Here is a 22,645-nt window from a genome sequence, read left to right as displayed (position 1 = left end):
ATCCACTCGCATTCCGGCTTAACATCTCTACTTTAAAAGATTCGGTGTTAAGCTTAGTTCCGTTCGACTTGCATGTGTTAAGCACGCCGCCAGCGTTCGTCCTGAGCCAGGATCAAACTCTCCAATAAATTATATTAGAGAACCTTGACAGGCTCTTTAAAAATCTAAATTATCTTTTTTGTTAAAAGAAATTGTTAGTTGTTGTTTTCAAACGCAAGCGTTCGAAAACCGCACATCTGGCTTGATACATGTTGGTGTACATATATCTTTTTGTTTTCTACATTGTTTAGTTTTCAAAGAACGCCGTTGATTGTCTAGAACCAACTCTATTATATTAACAGAAGGACATCCTCTTGTCAACACGTACGCTCGTTGTACGCTGCGAATGTTTCGTCAACGGCAACGATGTTTATAATACAATCTTATGTTTCTCCTGTCAATACTTTTACAATACTTTTTATAAATTTATTATTTCGAATTCATTTTTCTTGAAATTGAGCTTACCATTTTGCTGCATTTTGCTCAGTGCTCTTGATAAAGCACTACGATCTACGCACAAATAATCCGCCAATTGATTTCGAGAAAAAGAAATTTTAAATTTGTAAGTACCATGTTGCTCAATCATATCCATAAAAAATTGATTCAATTTTTCATGGATGCTTCGTTGTGATAACAACCTGTTTTTTCTATTCATAATTAAATTTTTCTGAGCCAAAATTTGCAGCATATTTTCAATAAGTTGTGAGTGAAATTGACAAGCAGAAGTACAAGTTGTTACGAGTCGCTTGAATTGCAAGAATAAAATCTCACAATCAAGAAGTGCCATCGTTGTAACAGGTGAATGCTCAACACCCGCACAAACAATCGTCTCCGCAAAAATCTGTCCGGCGAGCACTTGTCCGAGTATTGTCTGATTGCCCAATATATCTTCCTGACTAATCTGTACGCTGCCACTCATAAGAATTCCCACACCCAAGACAGGATCACCCGATAGAAAAATCGTTTCTCCTTTTTTATAACTTCGTTTAATAGTGCCCAAACAATCCAGCATACCATCTATCTTGTCTTTTTCTATGTTCGCAAACAAAGCCACATCAACTAAAAAATCACTATAACTCTTCATAACATCCTCCAACTTCACCAAAAATGTTCCAATTCTTTATAATTCAGTTTTCCCATACAACGTATTTTCCAATCGACGAGCCGTTGGAGATGCCGCAAGCCCCGCCTCAGCTGTTTCTCGAAGCGACTTAGGCAAAACATTACCAATCTGATACATCGCATCAATAACCTCATCCACCGGAATCATCGACTGCACACCAGCCATCGCCATGTCTGCAGCCAGCATCGCATAAATGCTGGCAAATCCATTGCGTTTTACGCAAGGTACTTCCACAAGCCCAGCCACCGGATCACAAACCAGCCCCAGCAAGTTCTTCAAAGCCAATGCCACACTTTGCGCAACTTGCTCTGGTGACCCGCCAGCCAGTTCAACTAAAGCAGCTGCGGTCATTGCTGCTGCTGATCCGCATTCTGCCTGGCAGCCACCTTCTGCACCTGAAATTGAGGCATTTTGCGCGATAACCATGCCAATTCCAGCTGCTGTAAATAAAGCATTAAGAATCTGCTCCTCCGTAAATTTTTTTTGCTCCGCCACGGCTAAGATCGCAGCCGGTAAAATACCGCATGATCCGGCAGTAGGACATGCTACGATTTTCCCCATTACAGCGTTGACTTCACTGATACCAATTGCATAAGCCGCTGCTTTTAGAACGGTCTTCCCCATATAACCTTGTTCTAAATACTCACTTACTTTTTTTGCATCACCACCGACCAATCCACTATTTGATTTCTCCTGATTTGCAATTCCTTTTTCAGCAGAGGCTTTCATAACCTGCCAATTCTTTTTCATAGCGGACAAGATATCAGCTCGCTCCATTTGTGATTTTTCGCTTTCATACTGTAAAATCAATTCATAAATCGGCAGTTTTTTCAGCTCAGACTGCTGTACTAAATCTTCTATACATTTAAAATTCATCATACTATTCTCCTCTAAATTGCTGGAATGCAAAAAGCATTTTCCAGCTCATCTACCATCTGGCATTCAGCCACAACGGCCTCTGTCAGTACATCATCAACCTCAAGAATCATCAAAGCTTCCGCACCACGGCTTTGCCTTGAAACACGCATAAAAGCAACATTGATTGCATATTTTGCTAAGATACTTGTCACTTTCGTAATAACACCTGGACAATCATGGTGAATTGTAATAAGTGCCGGATATTGCCCTGTAAGTTCCACATCATACCCATCAATATTCGTAATTAAAATATTGCCCCCCCCGACTGAAGCCCCAATAATACGTGTTGTCCGACCATTGATACCTGTCAAATAAATAACAGCAGTATTGGGATGGACTGCACCTAAATCAACTTTCTTAAACTGGTATATTATGCCTTTTTCACTGGCCAATAGCAATGCATCTTTTATCCGTTCATCATCTGTGGCAAAACCTAAAATACCCGCGATCAATGCTTTATCTGTACCATGTCCTTTATACGTACGCGCAAAAGACCCATGCAGATTAATCTCTACTTTCACAGGTTCCTCACCAAGAATTCTTCTGGCAATCAACCCCAGCCGCACAGCCCCGGCTGTATGTGAACTAGACGGGCCAATCATAATCGGCCCGATAATATCAAAAACACCACGCATAATTTTTCCTCCTATACTTATATATTTAAAAATTTATTTTAAGACAAATATCACTACGTTGCATTTGCAACTGTATAGAACTCTATATGTATGATACTATATGAATTAACAAAAAGAAAGACTCATACCAAATAAAATTTTAAAGGAGATACAATCTACTATGATACGAAAAATAATAACCATTGATACTGATAAATGTAACGGCTGCGGACTTTGTGCAACGGCTTGCCACGAAAGTGCAATTGCCATTGTCAACGGCAAAGCAAAGCTGATTCGTGATGATTATTGTGACGGACTGGGTAACTGCCTCCCAGCCTGTCCCACCGATGCGATTTCCTTCGAGGAACGCGAAGCATTAGCATATGATGATGCTGCCGTAAAAGAAAACCAACGCCGCCAAAAAGCAGCAGTTTGTTCGGCCCCGGCTGCTCCAGCTTCATCATCTCAACTAAACCAGTGGCCAGTACAAATCAAACTTGTCGCACCTAATGCACCTTTTTTTGCAGATAGTGATTTACTCGTTGCTGCCGACTGTACAGCTTTTGCCTATGGCAATTTTCACAATGACTTCATAAAAAATCACTCCATTGTCATCGGCTGTCCAAAACTCGATATGATAGACTATAGTGAAAAGCTCACTGAAATCTTGCGTCTAAACACCATAAACAGCATAACCGTAACGCGCATGATTGTACCATGCTGCGGCGGAATTGAATACGCCGTTAAAGAAGCCATTAAAAGTAGTGGCAAAGACATTCCCCTTCGCATAGTCACCATGGATCTTAACGGAAATATACAATAAAAAAAGAAGCCGCTCGAAGTAATTCCGAGACGGCTTCTTTTTATGTATATTAGAAACGAATCAACAAAACAAAAGCGTTTATGCTTTCCATAATCCATGTAAATTACAATATTCATAAGCAGCAACGACTTTATCGCCTTCTGCCAAAACAAAATGTGCTATAGGTTCTTCACCTGGATTAAGGTCAACACGTTGTCCACCTTTTTCAGTTTGCAGATAAATCCATTGAATCCAATGTTCTGGTAACATTGGATGGTTTACACTACCAACTTTAACAGTAATTTTGCTCCCCTGTGCTTCTATAACCGGAACATGTTTTTCCGCAGCACCATCTGAAGTATTTGCCACTAATTCCTGCATTGGCTGTCCACAGCAAGATAAAGTTCCTCCGCCAACATGAATCATACCAACGATATTCCCACATAGTTTACAAACATAAAATTTTCTTTCTTGTGCCATTGTCAAGCCCTCCAATTTTATTTTTAAATTCTCTTTCTCTATTGTAAAACAAATATAGGTTTTTTGCAAATAATTTCTTCTTATTTTTTCTATATACAAATAAATATTAACTATTTGTTAGTTTGTTATATTATAAAAAAACTAATTCTTACAGGCATCATATAGAACCCCAGCCCATTTAGTCTAAGGGCTTGAGGTGTTTATCATTTATATCTTTTACCTTTTGTACTCGTCTAGCATATTTTTCAACATCCCCCTGGTGTTCTGTATGCATCCATGTTTTTACAATTTCCATTGCCAAAACACTACCGATAATTTTACCACCAATACATAAAGCATTAGAATCTGTATGCTGCCGTGCTAATTGCGCACAAAAGGGATCCTGACAAACCGCGGCGTAAACACCATGGATCTTATTTGCAATCATCGCACTGCCATAACCAACGCCATCAACAAAAATTCCCCGTTCAACAGAACCTTTCCCCACAGCCACTGCCGCCGGATAAACAAAATCTGATAAATCACAAGATTCTTCATTATATGTACCAAAATCGACTATTTCATGTCCTTCAGATTGTAAATAATCTTTTATTTCTTCTTTTAACGCATGCCCCGCATGGTCATTTGCCATAGCAATTCTCATTTACATCGTCTCCCTATTTTTTAACAAAAATCAAAACTTACGCCCCAAATGCAGGCTCTCCTGCAATAGATTTCATAATCTCCAATGCCTGCCCTACTTGATCTTCACGGCCAGTAACTGTAAGCCAGCAACTGCCCTCCGCACCATAAATGCCTCCCGATGCAACAAGCTCAGCAGACACTCCGGTTAAATGTTCCAGTGCGTCCAATTCCGTTACAATCGTACCGCTGACAGCAAGCATTCTCACACCACTGGCATTTGTTGCATTGAGTTTAGCTGCAATTGTCCCAATGTCCCCAAAAACTCTTTTCTCAAGACCAATTGGCAGTATCAATTCAGCTCTTCTGCCAATAACCGCCTGCAATATAGGTGCACTGGTTCCTATTTCAGGATGTCCGATCAGGATTCCAACCTCTTTATGGGCTGCATCCACCGCATTGCCGCCTTTTAGTATAATATCTCCCGGTCCCAGTTGAGGTGCCGACGTAAAAACGTTCTCCCCTTTGATCCATTTTCCTTTTTTAAGTACAATATCTTTGGCAAAATAAGCCCCCTTCACTACATTCTTTCCCGGCTTTATTGTCACACCACGAAAAAATGTATCTCGCGAAAAATCACCCAACTGATCAATCTGGTTCAATAGCTCTTCCGCAACATACCCATTGGTCGTCCCAGCAACAATAATAATTGTATGATTTTCTAAAGCTTTTTGTATCTGAGCAAGCGAGCTGACTGCTTTTGCAATGAGTCTTTTACCCGCTGAAATTGTAAGCAAAGCCTGCTTCGTAACGATCTTGTCTTCTTCCATAAACACCCTTCTTTCTTTTCTATGGATTGTTCAAAAATACACTTTAAATCACATAAATAGTATACCATATTTAAAATTTTTTCACTTTTAAAATTTATCGATCCGTTAAAGAATCTTCCATAAAGCTTGCAGGTATTTATTGTTTTTTCGCGAATTTCCAACTTAATCAACAAGATTTTTCATAAAAACACTGGAGGTGATATCTATGTTTAAAGCTGGTGAAAAGCCAGGCATCGGAACTTACAAGTGTCTCGAATGTGGTGAACTGCTTACATTGGATGACCCCGATGATGTTCTTCCTCCATGCCCGGTGTGCCACTACACCGAATATGAAGAAATTTAAACTCTGCGGTTCCGAAATACAGCCAGCGTCGATGATGCTGGCTGTATTTTTAGTTTTCGCCCTGCCACAACATATACATTATAAAATCAATATTATATAATAATATAACAATTCCCCAACTATAAAAATCATGAGGTGAACTACATGAAAGTCCTAGTTGTTGATGATGATATAAAAATCGTAAAAGTATTAACAGCCTATTTAGAAAAAGATGGCTATAGCGTAATAACTGCCAATGATGGAGTAGCGGCTGTTGACAAGGCACTGCACTTAAATCCTGATATCATTCTGCTTGATCTCATGCTGCCCAAACTTGACGGCTTTGGTGTCTGCAAAGAAATACGACGCAGCAGTAATATACCAATCTTAATGCTCACCGCCCGTGATGCTGAAAGTGATCGTATTATCGGGCTGGAATTAGGTGCTGATGATTATGTAATCAAACCTTTCAGCCCCAAAGAAGTTATAGCCCGTATCCGGGCTATCCAACGGCGTATAAACCCGTCTGAACCTCTAATTGCCACTGAAGTACCCTTACAGATGGGAAAGCTCACTTTCCACAAGAAAAACCATAGTGTCTTTCTGGCGAACACCCCCATCGAATTGACGCCAACAGAATATAAAATTCTCGAATTATGTTTAAGCCATCCCGGTCAAATGTTTTCCCGACTCCAGCTTATCGAAAAAATACAAGGTTACGCCTTTGAAGGCTATGAACGAACCGTTGACTCCCATATTAAAAATTTACGTAAAAAATTAAAAGCATTACCAGAAGACCCCTATTACATTAAAACCATTTATGGTGTTGGCTATAAATTGACCGGTGAACAAAATGCATAAATTACTAATACGCGTAACACTTACCGTTTTTATTACAACAGGAGCTGTCCTCCTGGCACTTATTGTCGTTGTAAATCATGAAATAGCCGAAAACTTTACTTCATATTTAACCATGAGCGGTATGCACGGCGAAATGCATGGTATGATGCAGCATGGTATGACAAAGCCCCCTTCAATGGGGTTGCCCGAACAAGAATTTTTACGCTCTTTAAAACATTCCCTTTTCCTTGTTGGCAGCATAATGTTAGGATTTGGCGCTATAATTAGTTATTATTTAGCTCGCAGCATTACAGGTCCAATATTTACTTTAAACAAGGCTGTAAAATCCGTAGCAGCAGGCAGCCTTGATGTCCGTGTTACCATTCAGCGAAAAGATGAATTTGGACAATTGGCAACCGCTTTTAATGAAATGACGAAAAAGCTCAAATCTACCACCATCCTGCGGCAACGCTTTTTCGCTGGCATTGCTCACGAGCTGCGCACACCACTAACCATTTTAAAAGCCAATCTGGAAGGTATTGCCGATGGCGTTATCACCCCCGATAAAGAACAAATGGCTTCTTTAACCGAAGAAGTCGACCGTTTGACAAAATTAGTCGAAGAACTTCGAGATTTATCTTTTTTGGAAGCGGGTCAACTAAAACCCGAATTTCAAGAAATAGATATTGGCAGTATATTATATCAAATTGTTCAAAAAAGCCAGCCTTTAGCGGTCGACAAAAACTTATCCCTTACCTGTACTATTAAAAGACAGTTAGCACCAATAAAAGCGGATATTACAATGGTTCAACAAATTATTTACAACTTGATTATCAATGCAATCCGTTATACCAATACAGGCAGCATTCAAGTCATCGCCACACAGAATTCGACAAGTACGATTATCGAAGTTATCGACACAGGAATTGGGATAAACCAAGAGGATCTTCCCTATATCTTTGACTATTTTTATCGAGTCGATTTATCCCGAACAAAACAAAGTGGTGGAACCGGTTTGGGACTGGCATTGGTCCAACAAATGGCTTTAACTCATAAAGGTAATATTTCTGTTCAAAGTGAAATAAATGAAGGCAGCATTTTCCGCTTAACTTTGCCATTCAATATACATTAAAAACACATAGTTTCTCCATAATATCTCCATAGTTATGCGGTATAATGAACTCAAGAACAAAGGAGGTGCAACAAAATGATGGGATATGGAGCCAGTGGAGGCTTTGGCTGGTTTGGGTTCGAGCTCGGAATGATTACTCACCTCGCCTTTATTGCAATAATTCTTTTGGCAGTCATTTGGATGTTTAAGGCGGTGTTCCCACCTCATAAATCAACAAATATGCCCTCAAATGCATTAGAAACACTAAAATCACGTTATGCAAAAGGTGAACTTACGAGTGAAGAATATCAAACGATAAAAAAAGAAATAGAATAAATATAGTTTATGTATTATATAAAAACAGGGGGTATTTTTATGACAAAGAAAATTTTACTCACAACGGCTCTGGCTATTTTATTTGCTGTACCAGTATTCGCAGCTGCAAATAACAACAATCAAGACCGAGATTCATTCCGCGGTGGCTGTTATCAACGTGACAATGGAACTGGAAATTATCAAAATTGCCCTTACAACAACGATGATGCTCCTACAAAATAAACATAATTTTACATTATACAAAAAACAGGAGGTAATTTTATGACAAAGAAAATTTTACTTGCAACGGCGTTGGCTGTTTTATTTGCTGTACCAGTGTTTGCCGCTGCCAACAATAACAATCAAGACCCAAATTCATTCCGCGGGGGCTGCAATCAACGCGGCAATGGAAACTATCAGAATTGTCCGTACAACAACGATTCTAGAGAATAACTTCCCAAAAAAGAGACTGTCGTACTAAGCATATTTATTAAGATTATATGCTTAATGTGACAGTCTCTTTTATTTTCATCATTCGGCAAAGGTATTACGAATTTTAAGTACCTGCTCTAAATGCCCAAAAAGTAGATCCACAATTTCAGGATCAAACTGGCTGCCACGCCCTTGTTCAAAATAATGAATGATTTTGTCCAACGGCCATGCTTTCTTATATACTCGATTGCTCCCCAACGCATCAAAAACATCGGCAACAGCCGTTATTCTAGCATAAATATGAATATCTTTTCCTGTTAATCCACGTCCATACCCAGTCCCGTCATAACGTTCATGATGCTGTTGTGCAATAATGGCTGCAACTTTAAGCATTTCCAGTTCTGAACCATCGAGCATATCATACCCTATTTGCGTATGTTTTTTTATAATTTCAAATTCTGCATCCGTTAACTTACCTGGTTTATTTAAAATCTCATCCGGTATCCCTAATTTTCCAATGTCATGCATCGGTGCCGCCAAATGAATCATATCGACTTCTTGCGCTGATAATCCATACGCTTTTCCTAATAAACTTACATATTCGGCGACTCGTCTTACATGATTTCCCGTTTCTTTTGATCTACTTTCTGCTACTTCTGCCAGCCGAAAAAAAACTTCTCTTTGCACATCATACATTTCCACATGTAATTTTAAATTTTCAAAGGCTGCTGAAATATTCAAGCAAAAAATATCTAATAACCGTTTATCCAAATCACTAATCTTCGGGGTCCCTTCCATATAAATCAAATAAAAATTATCTGCTATACTGCGCCAATACAGAACAAAATACCCAGTAAAGAACATGCTTTTTTGAGCATTTAATACGATATCGAGCTTATTTTTTATATCATCCGATATATTTATGTCGGCATCTATTTTTCCAGAAAAAGCCCCCGTAGCTGCTAATATATCAATGGCTCCCGTTTTGGTACATGTAGCCGCAAAACTTGACACCTTTAAATATAGGCTATTTTCGCTTAATTTCAGCATTGCAGTCAGTTGCATTAATACACCAGCGGCAAAATTCTGCATAGACTGCATACGAAAAATTTCAGGAGAGGCTTGAATTATTTTTTCCAACCCATTTTTATTCATTTCAATAATCAATAGATCACGATACGAACGCAATGCTGCTATCACCGTAGTCAATAATTTTTGTGCCGTCAATTCCGTTTTTTCTTTGTAATCATTGATATCATATTCAACAATAACTCTGGCTTCCGGGGCTGCCCCAGGCTGACCTGTTCTTAATATAATTCTAACCATTTTATTGGCAATCTCTTCACGGATCCAGCGCACCAACTGGAGCCCTGCATCAGCTCGTTCCATTACCACATCCAACAAGATAAGAGCAATATCATCCTGTTCTTTAAGTATTTTTTTTGCTTCTTCTGCCGAATATACGCTGATTAACTCAATTTTCTTCTCTTCGAAAACGAAGTTCTCCAATACCAGCCTTGTAACAGAGTGTACCTCTGGCTCATCATCGACAATCAATACTTTCCAAACATCTTGAATTTCGTAATTTTCTATATCATTTTCTTCCGCAAATATTATAGTGTCATCCTGCATAACATCACCCCTTATCTTGCTCCGTATTCCTAATCCTAATAATGAACTCTGTTCCAACCTCGAGATTGCTGTTACACTCAATCGTTCCATTCATTTTAAAAACAACCAGATTATATACAATGTTCATTCCGAGTCCTGACCCGCCAGATCCTCTTTTCGTTGTAAAAAACGGTTCAAAAATCTTTTTTTGAACTTCCGGCGGCATTCCTTTACCATCATCAGCATACTTTATAAGTATATATTCTCCATCCTTATAAACATCAATCGCAATTATCCCTTCTGAATCTTCCTCATAAGCATGCAACAATGAATTACTCAATAAATTCGCCATTATTTGCCACAAGGCACCCGGGTCCCAATACACAGTAATATCTGCCGGACAATGAAAGATCATTTTATGCCGTGTTTTTTTTAGTTGAGGCTTCAAACTGATCAATATATCATTCATATATTCGTCCAGACAAAAAATTCGCCGTTCTTCCAAAGATTGATCTACCGCTACTTTTTTAAAACTGCGAATTAACTCTGCCGCCCGAGTCAAGTTTGTAAAAACAATTTTCACTACACTGTGAACTACCGCTAAATAATTTTCTAAATCAGATTTTTTCATGGTTCCCATTGAAAATTTATTGTCAAAATCACTATTATTGGTTTCCAAATGAGAAATTGCTGTAATGCTATTTCCCACCGGAGTATTAATTTCATGTGCAACCCCTGCCACCAATTCCCCGAGAGACGCCATTTTTTCAGCCTCAATTAGATGTGTTCGCATCTGTTTCAAATCGACCAAAGTAGCTGTCAACTTATTATTTGTTTCCTGTAAATCATGGGTTCTTGCCAAAACACGTGATTCCAATGCTGCATTTAATTGACGGATCTCTTCTTCCCCCCGCCTGCGATACCTTATATTCATAACTAACACGATAACCATAAATAACAAGACCAAAACAACCGTTGCCACAGCCCATACCAAGTTTTTATAGGTTTCATAAAATGTAACGGGTTTATTAACAACAATACTTCCAGCGGGCAGCATGGATTGCTGTATACCAAATTTTTTCATTTCATTATAATCAAACATATAATGGTTAATACTTTCTAGCACAAAAGGAATATCTGCTGGGAAACGTCCTTCATAAAGAATCTTTTGCATTAACTGTGCGGCCTTTTCCCCTTGTGTATAACCACTTGTCATCATCCCACCAACAACACCATGTCCCAAATAAAAATCCCAAGTACAATAGATCGGAACCTTACTTTTTGCTGCAATCAAATCCGCACTTTCTTCATAGCTAAAAATCTTTTGATCCTCATCTACATTAAAAGTCATAAGAATAATTAGACTATCATTATCTAACGCAGAAACTTTTTTCAAAAGCGCTGGCATGGTCATCTTCTCAAATAATGTAAACTCTACGCGATCGATAAATTCCGGCATTATTTTCAACAAAAGCTGATGGTTGACTTTCCCTGCATCACTTTCATCATTGATAAATACAATTTTCTTGACGTTCGGGTGAAGTTCCAATGCTGCATCGACCGTTCTCTTCATGTCCGTCACTTCTGCAACGCCAGTAACCCATGGATTTCGTTGTATTTCACGATTCTCAAAAAAATTAATACCACAAAAAACAATTGGAATATCAGGAAATAATTCTTGTTGATGTTCCAAAACAAATCGATAGGCAGCATCATCTGTAACAATCACCGCATCAAAATGAGTATTTTTACATTTTTCCAAATAAAGTTCGTAAAATTTTTCCATATATTCAGTACTTATATTTCGCTTTGTATCCATATAATCAAAATATAAGCGTATTTTAGTGTCATTTCCCAGAATTGATCGAATACCTTTTTCCTCTGATTGAACCCATAGCATATCTGCATGATATGAATTAAGTACCAAAATATTTTTTCGTGCCATATCATACAAAGTATCCTGTTTCATAGTATTCACCGGTAAAATTCCGTAACTATTTTTTTCGGTCTCCATTTTTACATCTGATATTTTTTGCATATTTATAAATAATGCTGCGAGTCCAGTCAAACAACTTATAAGGAAGACAATGAGTAAACTGACTTTCCCCAAATGTCCCATACAATCCCTCCGCTTATTTATTATCTGGTTACTTTATATTAAAATTCGCGATTTATAATCAGCTCCCTTCCCTCTTTGGAAAAATTATTTTCATCAATAGACTCGAAATAAAACAATTGAAAATTAGCGCGGCACTCCCTTTTTGCTGCAAAAAAACCAATCCAAGACTTTGAAAAGTCTTGGATTGGTTTTAGAATTCACGTATGCTATTTCATAAAAATGACCCGCAGAAGATTGCTCTCCTACAGGTCATCGCGGCACTTCCTTTTTGATCTGGCTAAAATTGTGGTTAAATTTCATCTTGCGATGATCTCTTAACTTCTTAAAAAGGATTTTCCTTCTCGGGTCGCCAAATCATTACACTATAGATGCCTGGAAACATACCTGCCACTAGTGTTTTAGTTTTTTAGACTAATTTAGGATGGCTCTGGTAGTTTTTGCAGAGGAACTATCCGAATATCCTCTTAAAATCTTGATACCCATTTGGTATCTTTCGAACAGCTCTTCTGTTACATTTAATATACCATAGCCAATTTTATTTCGCAACACTTTTTTCAGAATATTTTGTCTTTTTTATTTATTTGAAAAATAAAATTCATTTTTACTATGCCTAATTGTTTGTATAACGAATTAAAAAATGAGCTCTGTTTAACAGACACAAAAATATTCTTGACATCATTTCCATCTATGACTTATAATTTGAATATAGTTCAAATTATGGAGGTGTATGATAGATGCCTAGAACTCCACAGGACCCCAGTATCAGAATGAATGAAATTTTAGATGTGGCTGATTATCTGTTTTTCACCAAAGGTTATGATGCAACAACCATCAACGATATAACAAAAAAAATGGGTGTCGCACAAGGAATGCTTTATTACTATTTCAAATCGAAAGAAGAAATATTAGAAAAGATGCTCGATCGGCATGCCGATTCCTTGATGAACGAAATCAAAACGATCATTGACTTAAATAGCTCTCCCACCGAAAAAATTTCTTTAACATTAAGCAATGTATTACGCAAAGCAACATATAAAGATGGATTATTACTAAACCTTCTATATGACAACCAAAATCTAAATCTTAAGGTGCAATTATTTCGCCAACTGGAATTAACACTTTCACCATGGCTGCTAAAAATCATTGAAGATGGTCTCTCTCGACAAGTGTTTCACACAAAACATGCACCAACTACCGTTAGTTATATTCTGGTTATTCTAGAATTTTTAAGTGAAGCACTTTATCAAAAAACTACCGCTGATATTTTAGCATTTCGATTACAAATGGCAGAATCGTTAGTAGAAAAAGCCCTTGACTGCAAAGACAATACGATCCATATCCTACTCTAAAAATCAGTAGGAGTCCGCCATCCAAACTCGTTTTGGATGAGCGGTTTTTTTAGAAGTATTAACTGAACGATATTCAATTAATATTTCTAACTGCCAGAAAACAAGAATATTCAATAGAAGGAGTACACACATCATGAAACTACCAGCAAGATTAACAGCCCTCTTTAACAAAAAGCGCTGCTTCGTTATCGCAGGAATTATAATTTTATTCAGCATCACAGGATTTATGATTCAGGAGCACAACAACGTACAGCCTATTTCTGAAGACATTGTTAAGGTTCGTACCATTACAATTGGTAATACGACAGACAAACAAGGTTCCACCTATTCAGGCGAAGTACGTGGTCGCTATGAAAGTCAGCTTGCCTTCCAAGTCAGCGGAAAAATTATTAAACGCTACGTAGAACTTGGTACATTGGTAAATGCAGGTGATGTATTAATGGAAATTGATGCCAAAGATATTCAGCAAACCGTAAATAATAATGCAGCACAAGTGGCTTCAGCTCAATCACAAGTAAAACTGGCCGAAAGCAATCTAAATCGTTACAGACAATTATTGGATCAAACCGCCATCAGTCAGGCTCAATATGATCAATATGTCAATGCATATAACGTAGCCGTTGCCGCTCTGCAGCAAGCTTCTGCCCAATATGCGCAAGGTGCCAATCAAATGGGATATAGTCTTCTTCATGCTGATAAAACTGGTGTTGTATCAACGATCAATGCTGAAACCGGACAAGTAATTAGTGCTGGTCAGACCGTCGTTACGATCGTTCCAACTGGTGAACTTGAGATCGAAATAAATGTCCCCGAAAATCAAATGGAGTACCTTCGTAAAACTGAACAAATCCAAACAACTTTTTGGGCCCTTCCCGGTATAACAATCAATGGTCAAATAAGAGAAGTAGCTCCCATGGCAGATCAAACAACAAGGACATTTAAAGTACGCATTCACTTAATGAATCCACCAGAGCAAATAAAGCTAGGCATGACAGCTTCCGTTCAAATCAACGCGCAAACTGCGCTGCAAACCATGACAATTCCATTAGCAGCTATCTATCAGGATGGAAATACACCGACTTCTGTTTGGGTGGTAAAAAATAACCACCTCATACTTCAGCCCGTTACAATCGGTAACTTCGGCAGCGAAACCGTCGAAGTACTAAGCGGGCTTCAACTTGGTGACTGTATTGTAACAGCTGGCGTCCATAAATTACATGAGGGGCAAAAAGTGAACATAGGTGGTGATACTTTATGAAAAATTTCAATTTGGCCGCATGGGCTCTGAAACATAAACAATTTATTTATTTTTTCATTGCACTCTTTTTTACCACGGGAATATTCACGTATATAAATTTAGGGCGAATGGAAGATCCTGATTTCACGATTAAACAAATGGTTGTAAGTGTAAGCTGGCCAGGAGCTACTGCACTTCAAATGGAAGAACAGGTAACCGACAAAATAGAGAAAAAATTACAAGATTTACCTGGTCTTGATTATGTACAAAGTTACTCAAATCCAGGCCAATCGGTAATTTATGTTAACCTGAAAGATGCCGTTCCAAAGAAAGAAATTCGTTCCAAATGGTTAGAAGCTCGCAATATGGTCAATGACATGGCTTCCACATTACCGACTGGAGTTCAACCGCCACAGTTCAATGACCATATTGATGAAGTATATGGTATCGTTTATGCTCTTACCAGTGATGGCTATACCTATGAAGAAATGCGGGAGGCATCCGAAAAAATACGGCGAATCATCCTGGACGTTCCCACGGTAAGAAGAGTTCAACTCATCGGAACACAAACTGAAAATATTTACATTGAAATCGAAAATAGTAAAATGGCTCAGTTGGGCATAGACCCGGCTCTGATTACCAATACGATTCAAGCGCAAAACGCAATGGCCCCTACTGGCATGCTGCAAACAAAAACGGATGATGTATACCTTCGTTTGTCCGGAATGTTCGAACGAGCCGATGATATTCTAACGCTTCCCATTACGGCAAATGGACGAACCTTGCGAATAAAAGACATTGCCAAAGTCACCCGTTCTTACGCTGAACCGACCGACCCAAAATTCTTTTACAATGGTCAACCAGCCATCGGTATCACAGTAGCCATGGAACCTGGCGAAAATATTCTAAAGCTTGGGAAAAATTTAGAAACAACAATGTCTCAAATAAAAAAAGAATTGCCAGCCGGATTCGAAATCCACCAAACAGTGAACCAACCCCATATCGTAGAATCATCAATCAGTGAATTTGTAAAATCATTAGCTGAAGCCATTCTTATTATTTTTATTGTAAGCTTTATTAGTCTGGGCATACGCTCCGGACTCGTCGTTGCCCTATGTATACCTCTTGTTTTAGCAATCGTCTTTACGGTCATGTATATGATGAATATCGAACTCCAGCGTGTTTCATTAGGAGCTTTGATTATTGCGCTTGGATTACTTGTTGACGATGCCATGATCGTAATTGAAATGATGGCAGTAAAACTCGAACAAGGCATGGATCGGATTGGTGCAGCATCCCATGCATACAGCGTTACTGCTTTTCCGATGCTGACAGGAACACTCATTACTTGTGCCGGTTTTATCCCGGTTGGCTTTGCGCAGGGCAGTGCCTCCGAATTTTGTTCATCTATTTTTACCGTTATTACAATTGCTTTAATCGCCTCCTGGATTGTCGCCGCTATGGTAACACCACTATTCGGTTATTTACTCATAAAACCGCCACACAAAGAAACTACAAAAAAGGAACATACTGTCTACAATTTGAAAATTTATGCGTTATTCAGGCAAGCACTTTCCTGGTGTCTGACACATCAAAAAATTGTATTAACTACGACTGTAATTGTGTTTATCGCTTCACTTAGTTTATTCGGGATGATAAAAGAAGAATTTTTTCCTGCATCTACTCGTTCTGAATTAATTGTTCAACTTAAGCTGCAGGAAGGTGCTTCTCTAAAAAATACCGAAACCGTTGCAAATGAATTTGCTCAACAATTACAAGATGACCCTCTAATTGATTATTATACCTATCACGTTGGTGAAGGAGCTCCTAGATTTGTCTTGACTTTTGACCCTACATTAAATAAAACTAATTTTGCCGAATTTGTTATTGTTGCCAAGGATACCGATGCTCGCAGTAAATTAAATACAAAGCTTGGCAAACTATTAGCAAACGACTTTCCCAATGTACAAGTCCATACAAAAGTAATCAGTACAGGAACCTCTGCTGACTATCCTGTCATGCTTCGTGTCGAAGGCTATGATCATGACAAAGTACGTGCCATAGCTAAACAAGTAGAGACAACTATGATCGATAATCCATGCACAAAAAATGTCAGCATGAACTGGAATGAAAAAAGTAAAATCATGCAGCTAAACGTTGATCAAGATAAAGCCCGCATACTAGGTATCACCTCAGAGGCTTTAGCATCGACTCTGCAAACTGAACTATCAGGAACAAGCATTACGGAGTTCCGTGAAAAAGATAGAACCATTCCGATGATTTTTCGTTTTGATACTAAATCGAGAAATGATCCCTCCGTCATCAAGGATCTTTCAATCCACATCGGCAATGGAAAATATGTGCCGCTTGACCAAATCGCCACTATCAAATTCGCCACGGAAGACAATTTGATTTACCGTCGCAACTTAAAACCCACTGTCACGGTTCGCGCCGAAATAAAACCTGGCGCAAGCGGTGCTGAAATCACGCAACAGGTATATAAAAATCTCCGCAGCGTTCGTGAAGGTCTTCCAGCCGGCTATAGCATCAAATATGACGGTGCTACGGAAGAAAGTGCAAAAGCTACAAAAATGCTTTTAGCACCTATCCCAGCAATGATTATCACCATTATGATTCTCTTAATGCTGCAATTGCAAAACATATCAAAAATGATTTTAGCCCTGCTTACTGCACCCCTTGGCATGATCGGAGTTGCAATTGGCCTCTTTGTAACGGGAAAACCGATTGGTTTTGCCGTCCAGCTCGGCATGCTGGCTTTATCCGGCATTATTATGCGGAACTCAATTATTCTAATTGACCAGATTGACCAGCATATTGCCGCTGGTGAAAACCTTTGGGATGCGATCACAAATGCTACATTAACCCGACTGCGCCCGATTTTGCTCACAGCCGCAGCTGCTATTTTAGCAATGATTCCACTCGTTTCCAATTTGTTTTGGGGACCAATGGCCGTTGCAATCGGTTCCGGATTATTTTTTGCAACAATATTAACGCTTTTGGTTCTGCCCGTCATGTATGCTGTCTGGTATATAATGAATTCCAAGCATAAATTTTGATAAAAATCTCCTACAATCACTTGAAAGAAACAACACTATGAACCACTAAAATATAAGTCTATATCCATGTTACCCTGCCTAAACAATCAACACTGGCAGAGTAACATGGATGTAATCACGAAATAATTTTAAACTTCAATTGGAGGTATATAACATTTGTCTACGAAAAAACACATTGCTATTATTCTATCAATCGGAATTTATTTATTCTTCCTTGGAAATCAAGGAATTTATATTACAGATCCTGTTGAATCCAATTATGCTTTAACGGCAAGTGAAATGGTACAGTCAGGAGATTATATTTCTCCACAAATTTATGGTATGTATTGGTATGATAAACCTATTCTTTTTTATTGGCAGCTTGCATCCGCCTTTACTATTTTTGGTATAAATGAATTTTCCGCCAGGTTTTGGCCAGCAATAATGGGACTTATCGGTCTTTTATTGACCTATGCATTTACACGGCATTTGTATAATGCAAAAATTGCTTTCATTGCATCCCTAATATTAGGAACCTCTTTTGAATATTGGTTAATTTCTAAAGCAGTTATTACCGATATGTCGCTATTTGTATTTTCCAACGCGGTTTTAGTATGTTTCTATTTAGCGTATCGTAGTGAAAAAAAACAATATTACTATGGTGCTTACTTATTTGCCGGACTGGCTACTTTGACAAAAGGTCCCATAGGTTTTTTATTGCCAGCTTTTATTATTGTGGTTTTTATGTTATGGCAACGTAATAGTACTGAATTAAAACATATGAAATGCGCCGTAGGAACCTTGATTTTAACTTTTGTTGGTGGTAGCTGGTATTATATTATGTATTCGATTCATGGCACAATATTTCTGGAAACTTTTTTAGGGGTTCACAATTTTTTACGAGCTACGGTTTCTGAACATCCAAAAGATAATGTGTGGTATTATTATTTGGTTATGTTTATCATTGGGTTTTTCCCATGGGTCTTCACCTTACCTCTGGTTTTAAAGAAAATGTGGACAAAGCGAGCTTGTCAAAAAATTGATGAGACAACAGGATTTTTAGTTATTTGGATTTTGGTTGTATTTGTTTTTTATCAGATTGTGGCAACGAAATATACAACGTATACATTTCCAGCTTTTTTACCCATTGCGATTTTAGTTGCTCGTTTTTTGACAGAACGCAAAACTCTGCTTAAAAAGATGCTACTATTTAATCTTGTGTTTTATACGCTTTTGACGTTTTTTGTAGCAATTCCATATTGCCAGAAATATTCGGCAAAGGACGCAGGTGTAATCGTTGCCGCTTCTAAAAAATCAGATGCCATTGTGGGCAGTTATGGAGAATACCATACATCAGCCGTTTTTTATAGTGGAGCAAAAATTTACCGTATAGAAAAAGCTCAAAATATAGATAAATTAATTCCAAAAGCCATGAGTTGGAACAGTAAAAATGTAATGCCTTTTTTCCCTGAAGAAGATCTTATTAAAGAAAACCACGTTTTAATGTTAGTTAGCACTGATAGTTTAGATCGCTTTAAATTTGATATCAAAGGTAAATGGGTATTAGTTGGACAGAGGAATCAAGAATTATTGTTTAAAAAACAGTAATCGATAAATCCAACTATTGTTATCAATGATGATAACAAAATATATATTACGAGGTTTACTTATACAAAGTAAAAAATTTTGTATTGCAGTTAAAAATAAAGTATAATTTAAAATATTAAAACTTAAATTTAAGTTAAAATTTTTGTAGGTGATGTGATGAAATATTTCTTATCAATTGTATGGACCATAATAATGATATGGCTCACACCATTAGTCGGTCAGGCGAGTGTACTTGAAGATTATAATGAGGCGCATGATGTCTTTATAACAGCTGGAGCCTGCACAGCTTCTTATAGTGATAGAATTGGTAAAGTAACAAAAAGTTATCTAGAACAAGACGGTTGGAAAATTGACAGCTATGTCCAAAAACAAGGACAAGATGGCGCTCGCTTCCTTTTAGCAAAGAAAGATTTTGGGGATGGAAAACCAATCTATCTCTTAGCCTTTGTCGGCACAGAAACAAAAGGAGATGTAAGTTTCGACCTACAATACAAAAAAGTCTATTTTGATGGCAATTCCTTAGATTCATTTACAGAAAACGCCGAAAAAAAAGATGTCCCCGACACATTGCCCAAAGTACATCGAGGCTTTCTTGATTTTATCGAATCCGGTCTAAAGGCTACAACTAACGGCAAAGATGGTCTATCTCTCGTAGAGATGCTTTTAGCGAATAAAGATAGCAAAGTTTATCTAACTGGACACAGTTTAGGCGGTGCTGCCGCCACGCTGGCCGGAGCTAGTCTTCTCAACATGGGAGTCAGTCCCGAGCAAATCAAAGTCATTACTTTCGGAGCCCCCGCTGTTGGTAATGCCGCTTTTGCTGCTAAATACGATAAAAGTCTCAATTTAACACGTGTTATCGTATCAGGCGACCCTGTAACAGGCATCCTGCAAACCTTGGTTGGTGGCTACAGACAATTTGGTAAAGAACTACGTTTTAAAAGTTCAAAAGATCGGGATCAACCTCATAACATAACAGAATATGTCGATGCATCTATAAAAAATTATTATGATAAACACGACCAACTCTTACAAAATGAACCTCAATTACTAAAATCCGACGTACCGAAAAACGCAGTTGGAACAGGTGCCTATGTTGCCCCATTAAAAAACAATCTGCCTGAAGCTTTGTCAAAAGAGTTTTGGTATATGCATGAAGCAATGAAGGACGAGTATCGTAACAACTTACCCGGGATTTCTATCGCCGCAGAAAAAAATCCTATTGAGTGGAAAAACCTTCCCGTCTCGGCTAATTACAGATGGGTAATTGTCCCTGAAATATCTGTTACAAAATTACAACGGGAACGTAATATATATTATATTACGTTGAGTCAAACCGTTTATGACTTCAAAACAGGTTCTATGCTTGAAACAGCAACTTTTTCCACAGCAACCTATACCATGACTCCACTCGAAGCATTCATGCATGATTTAAAAGGCATTAATTATGAACCTAACTCTTGGATGTTAACAATAAAAAATAACGCAGGACCAGAAGCTCAGCTTCCGGCTCTGCGTTATTTTTTATTGTTTTTCTAATTCTTTATACAAAAAATAATCAAAATCTGCTGCTTTATTGTCACCTGTAATATCGATGCAGTTCATCCCCACAAACGCTCCAGTAAAAAAGCCACCGCCGCTTACATAATCATCTGACAAGCGATACGATTTAAATACAACGGGAATTGCATGATACGTTTCTCCATCAAACGAATAAAAATACTGATAGTGATCAACACGAACCGACACCTTAAAATGAACTATTGTTATGTTATCCGGTATCGGAATTTCAGCATTTTCTAGCGGCATGGAAAACACAAAATTATCCGCCACTGCAACGTCGATGACTCTCCCCTTGCCTTCCTTCCATGTTATATAAACACTAGACCAGTTTTCCGTATTGTAATAGCAGGTCAGGCCTGCCATCTGTTGAAAAGATTCGGGATAAAATTCTACAGCCGTCGCTGCGTCAAAAGAAAATGCCTGCCACCGGCGAGCTACAAACGCCTGTGTGAATTTTGAAAGTAGTGATTCCTTCCCATAAAGCCGCAAATACCCTTTTCTCGCAGTCAAAGAAGCAATATCCTCTGTCAGAGGAATCCGCAGTGATTGAAAGTTCAAGTTGAGTTTTGGTTCTGTAAAATCATCTTTTATTGGGCAGGTTGGCTCCCACTTTCTTTGTGGCAGCTGTGGGGCCGCAACCTTAACAGAGCCCTGTTTACCGCCAATAACCTTTGGCCAGCCATTGATCCATTCAATTTTCTGAATTGCTGTTTCTCTTCCCAATGGACAATAAGCGTGCTGTTCTCGTTCCAGTATTGGCTGATCGCCTGTCGGCAGCGGACGTCCTGTCAAATGGGCCAGATACCACTCCCCAGTTTGCGTTTGAACAAGCGATGCATGTCCGCATTTTTGCAATTCATTACGTGGTGCCTGCCATGCTGTCAAGAGCGGATAATCCGGTTGAATTTCATATTCGCCCATAAGAGTCTTGCAACGAGCAACCGTTTCAGAATGCTGATACTTTGTACCACCTTCTGCCGTAAGCAGATAATACATACCATCAATATAATACAGATGCGGACCCTCTGTATACTTAATGTCCGTCCCCTTATAAATAATGGATGATTTTCCGATAAGCTTTTTCAATTCCGTAGAGTATTCTTGTAAAACTATTCCATAAAAATTATGGTGGTAGACACGTTGATCCCAATACATATTCACCAAATACTTTTTCCCGTTCGGATCATGAAACAAGGATGCATCAAACCCGGAGCCATTTAGCCGCACCGGTTCACTCCACACACCATCTATATGCTCACAGGTAGTCAGATAATTGTGGCAGTCTTTCCACATACCATCAACAACTTTAACATCCGTATAAATTAACCAAAACTTACCATCTGCATAACTAAGATCCGGTGCCCAAATTCCACCGGAATCCGGATTGCCTTTCATATCCAAATAACTGCTTTTATTCAATGGATGTGTAATCAAATGCCAATTTACTAAATCTTTCGAATGATGAATCTGCACGCCTGGAAACCATTCAAACGTCGAAGTAGCAATGTAATAATCATCGCCCACCCGGCAAATGCTCGGATCGGGATTAAACCCTTTTAATACTGGATTTTCAATAAACACAACAAACAGCCTCCCTTAAATATGAATAACTCACAAGCAAAGAACACTTTATCTAAAATTTAATAGTTAATCTT

Annotated in this window: 21 protein-coding genes; 12 read left to right on the top strand and 9 right to left on the bottom strand. The window is 38.4% G+C overall.

The annotated features are described in order from the left end of the window. Positions 1–457: 457 nt before the first annotated feature. From BMY14_RS16095 to sdaAB, 3 genes are read right to left on the bottom strand one after another with little or no spacing between them, the layout of a single operon-like run. Positions 458–1,123: a Crp/Fnr family transcriptional regulator gene (locus tag BMY14_RS16095; protein WP_091834042.1), complete on the bottom strand. Its 666-nt coding sequence runs from the start codon at positions 1,121–1,123 to the stop codon at positions 458–460. Positions 1,124–1,159: 36 nt separating this feature from the next. Continuing rightward, the gene (gene sdaAA / locus BMY14_RS16090; protein ID WP_091834040.1) at positions 1,160–2,041 is read right to left on the bottom strand and encodes an L-serine ammonia-lyase, iron-sulfur-dependent, subunit alpha; all 882 of its coding nucleotides are present in this window, start codon (positions 2,039–2,041) and stop codon (positions 1,160–1,162) included. Positions 2,042–2,052: 11 nt separating this feature from the next. After that, positions 2,053–2,715, bottom strand: coding sequence for an L-serine ammonia-lyase, iron-sulfur-dependent subunit beta (sdaAB, locus tag BMY14_RS16085; protein WP_091834037.1), 663 nt, complete (start codon positions 2,713–2,715; stop codon positions 2,053–2,055). 160 nt (positions 2,716–2,875) lie between these two features. On the opposite strand from sdaAB, the gene BMY14_RS16080 reads away from it, so the two are divergent. Next, positions 2,876–3,517, top strand: a complete 642-nt coding sequence (locus BMY14_RS16080; RefSeq protein ID WP_091834035.1) for an ATP-binding protein — start codon at positions 2,876–2,878, stop codon at positions 3,515–3,517. Between the two features lie 78 nt (positions 3,518–3,595). On the opposite strand, the gene BMY14_RS16075 is transcribed toward BMY14_RS16080, so the two are convergent. The 3 genes from BMY14_RS16075 to BMY14_RS16065 form a co-directional block, all read right to left on the bottom strand. Then, the gene (locus tag BMY14_RS16075; RefSeq protein ID WP_091834032.1) at positions 3,596–3,976 is read right to left on the bottom strand and encodes a desulfoferrodoxin; all 381 of its coding nucleotides are present in this window, start codon (positions 3,974–3,976) and stop codon (positions 3,596–3,598) included. A gap of 178 nt (positions 3,977–4,154) precedes the next feature. Further along, positions 4,155–4,619, bottom strand: coding sequence for an RpiB/LacA/LacB family sugar-phosphate isomerase (locus BMY14_RS16070; RefSeq protein WP_091834029.1), 465 nt, complete (start codon positions 4,617–4,619; stop codon positions 4,155–4,157). Positions 4,620–4,656: 37 nt separating this feature from the next. Next, complete coding sequence (locus BMY14_RS16065; RefSeq protein ID WP_091834027.1) at positions 4,657–5,427, bottom strand: sugar phosphate isomerase family; 771 nt, start codon at positions 5,425–5,427, stop codon at positions 4,657–4,659. A 196-nt stretch (positions 5,428–5,623) separates the two neighbouring features. Here BMY14_RS16065 and BMY14_RS16060 point away from each other — a divergent pair, with 196 nt between their 5' ends. The 6 genes from BMY14_RS16060 to BMY14_RS20665 all read left to right on the top strand — a co-directional run bounded on the left by BMY14_RS16060 (position 5,624) and on the right by BMY14_RS20665 (position 8,468). Next, positions 5,624–5,770: a zinc ribbon-containing protein gene (locus BMY14_RS16060; protein ID WP_281246462.1), complete on the top strand. Its 147-nt coding sequence runs from the start codon at positions 5,624–5,626 to the stop codon at positions 5,768–5,770. Positions 5,771–5,914: 144 nt separating this feature from the next. Beyond that, on the top strand, positions 5,915–6,610 hold the full coding sequence (locus BMY14_RS16055; protein ID WP_091834024.1) for a response regulator transcription factor: 696 nt from the start codon (positions 5,915–5,917) through the stop codon (positions 6,608–6,610). Beyond that, entirely contained in the window at positions 6,603–7,721 is a 1,119-nt protein-coding gene (locus BMY14_RS16050; RefSeq protein WP_091834022.1) for a sensor histidine kinase, read from the top strand. The genes BMY14_RS16055 and BMY14_RS16050 overlap by 8 nt, the downstream gene beginning before the upstream one ends. A gap of 75 nt (positions 7,722–7,796) precedes the next feature. Beyond that, a complete protein-coding gene (locus BMY14_RS16045; protein ID WP_091834019.1) occupies positions 7,797–8,036 on the top strand; it encodes an SHOCT domain-containing protein in 240 nt (79 codons plus the stop codon). A gap of 39 nt (positions 8,037–8,075) precedes the next feature. Next, on the top strand, positions 8,076–8,258 hold the full coding sequence (locus BMY14_RS16040) for a hypothetical protein (RefSeq protein ID WP_091834016.1): 183 nt from the start codon (positions 8,076–8,078) through the stop codon (positions 8,256–8,258). Between the two features lie 39 nt (positions 8,259–8,297). Next, positions 8,298–8,468 (top strand): hypothetical protein, encoded by a 171-nt coding sequence (locus BMY14_RS20665; protein WP_177177626.1) that lies wholly within the window; start codon positions 8,298–8,300, stop codon positions 8,466–8,468. Between the two features lie 78 nt (positions 8,469–8,546). Here BMY14_RS20665 and BMY14_RS16035 read toward each other — a convergent pair whose 3' ends face one another. After that, positions 8,547–10,079, bottom strand: coding sequence for a DUF3369 domain-containing protein (locus tag BMY14_RS16035; protein ID WP_091834014.1), 1,533 nt, complete (start codon positions 10,077–10,079; stop codon positions 8,547–8,549). A 4-nt stretch (positions 10,080–10,083) separates the two neighbouring features. After that, complete coding sequence (locus BMY14_RS16030) at positions 10,084–12,177, bottom strand: sensor histidine kinase (RefSeq protein WP_091834011.1); 2,094 nt, start codon at positions 12,175–12,177, stop codon at positions 10,084–10,086. 734 nt (positions 12,178–12,911) lie between these two features. On the opposite strand from BMY14_RS16030, the gene BMY14_RS16025 reads away from it, so the two are divergent. The 5 genes from BMY14_RS16025 (at position 12,912) to BMY14_RS16005 (ending at position 20,966) form a co-directional block, all read left to right on the top strand. After that, complete coding sequence (locus BMY14_RS16025; protein ID WP_091834008.1) at positions 12,912–13,526, top strand: TetR/AcrR family transcriptional regulator; 615 nt, start codon at positions 12,912–12,914, stop codon at positions 13,524–13,526. Between the two features lie 133 nt (positions 13,527–13,659). Next, a complete protein-coding gene (locus BMY14_RS16020) occupies positions 13,660–14,784 on the top strand; it encodes an efflux RND transporter periplasmic adaptor subunit (protein ID WP_091834005.1) in 1,125 nt (374 codons plus the stop codon). Next, a complete protein-coding gene (locus BMY14_RS16015; RefSeq protein ID WP_091834002.1) occupies positions 14,781–17,840 on the top strand; it encodes an efflux RND transporter permease subunit in 3,060 nt (1,019 codons plus the stop codon). The genes BMY14_RS16020 and BMY14_RS16015 overlap by 4 nt, the downstream gene beginning before the upstream one ends. A 156-nt stretch (positions 17,841–17,996) precedes the next feature. Continuing rightward, positions 17,997–19,427 carry an ArnT family glycosyltransferase gene (locus BMY14_RS16010; protein WP_091833999.1) on the top strand — a complete coding sequence of 477 codons (1,431 nt, stop codon included), beginning with the start codon at positions 17,997–17,999 and terminating at the stop codon, positions 19,425–19,427. Between the two features lie 156 nt (positions 19,428–19,583). Beyond that, a complete protein-coding gene (locus BMY14_RS16005; protein WP_245741452.1) occupies positions 19,584–20,966 on the top strand; it encodes a lipase family protein in 1,383 nt (460 codons plus the stop codon). Here BMY14_RS16005 and BMY14_RS16000 read toward each other — a convergent pair. Further along, positions 20,952–22,571, bottom strand: coding sequence for a glycoside hydrolase family 43 protein (locus BMY14_RS16000; RefSeq protein ID WP_091833996.1), 1,620 nt, complete (start codon positions 22,569–22,571; stop codon positions 20,952–20,954). The two genes, BMY14_RS16005 and BMY14_RS16000, sit on opposite strands and share 15 nt — an antisense overlap. Between the last annotated feature and the right edge of the window lie 74 nt (positions 22,572–22,645).

It is taken from the genome of Propionispira arboris (assembly GCF_900109225.1).
GTDB lineage: Bacteria > Bacillota > Negativicutes > Selenomonadales > Selenomonadaceae > Propionispira > Propionispira arboris.
Note: the sequence above shows the minus strand (reverse complement) of the source record. Positions and strands in the feature narration are given on the sequence as shown.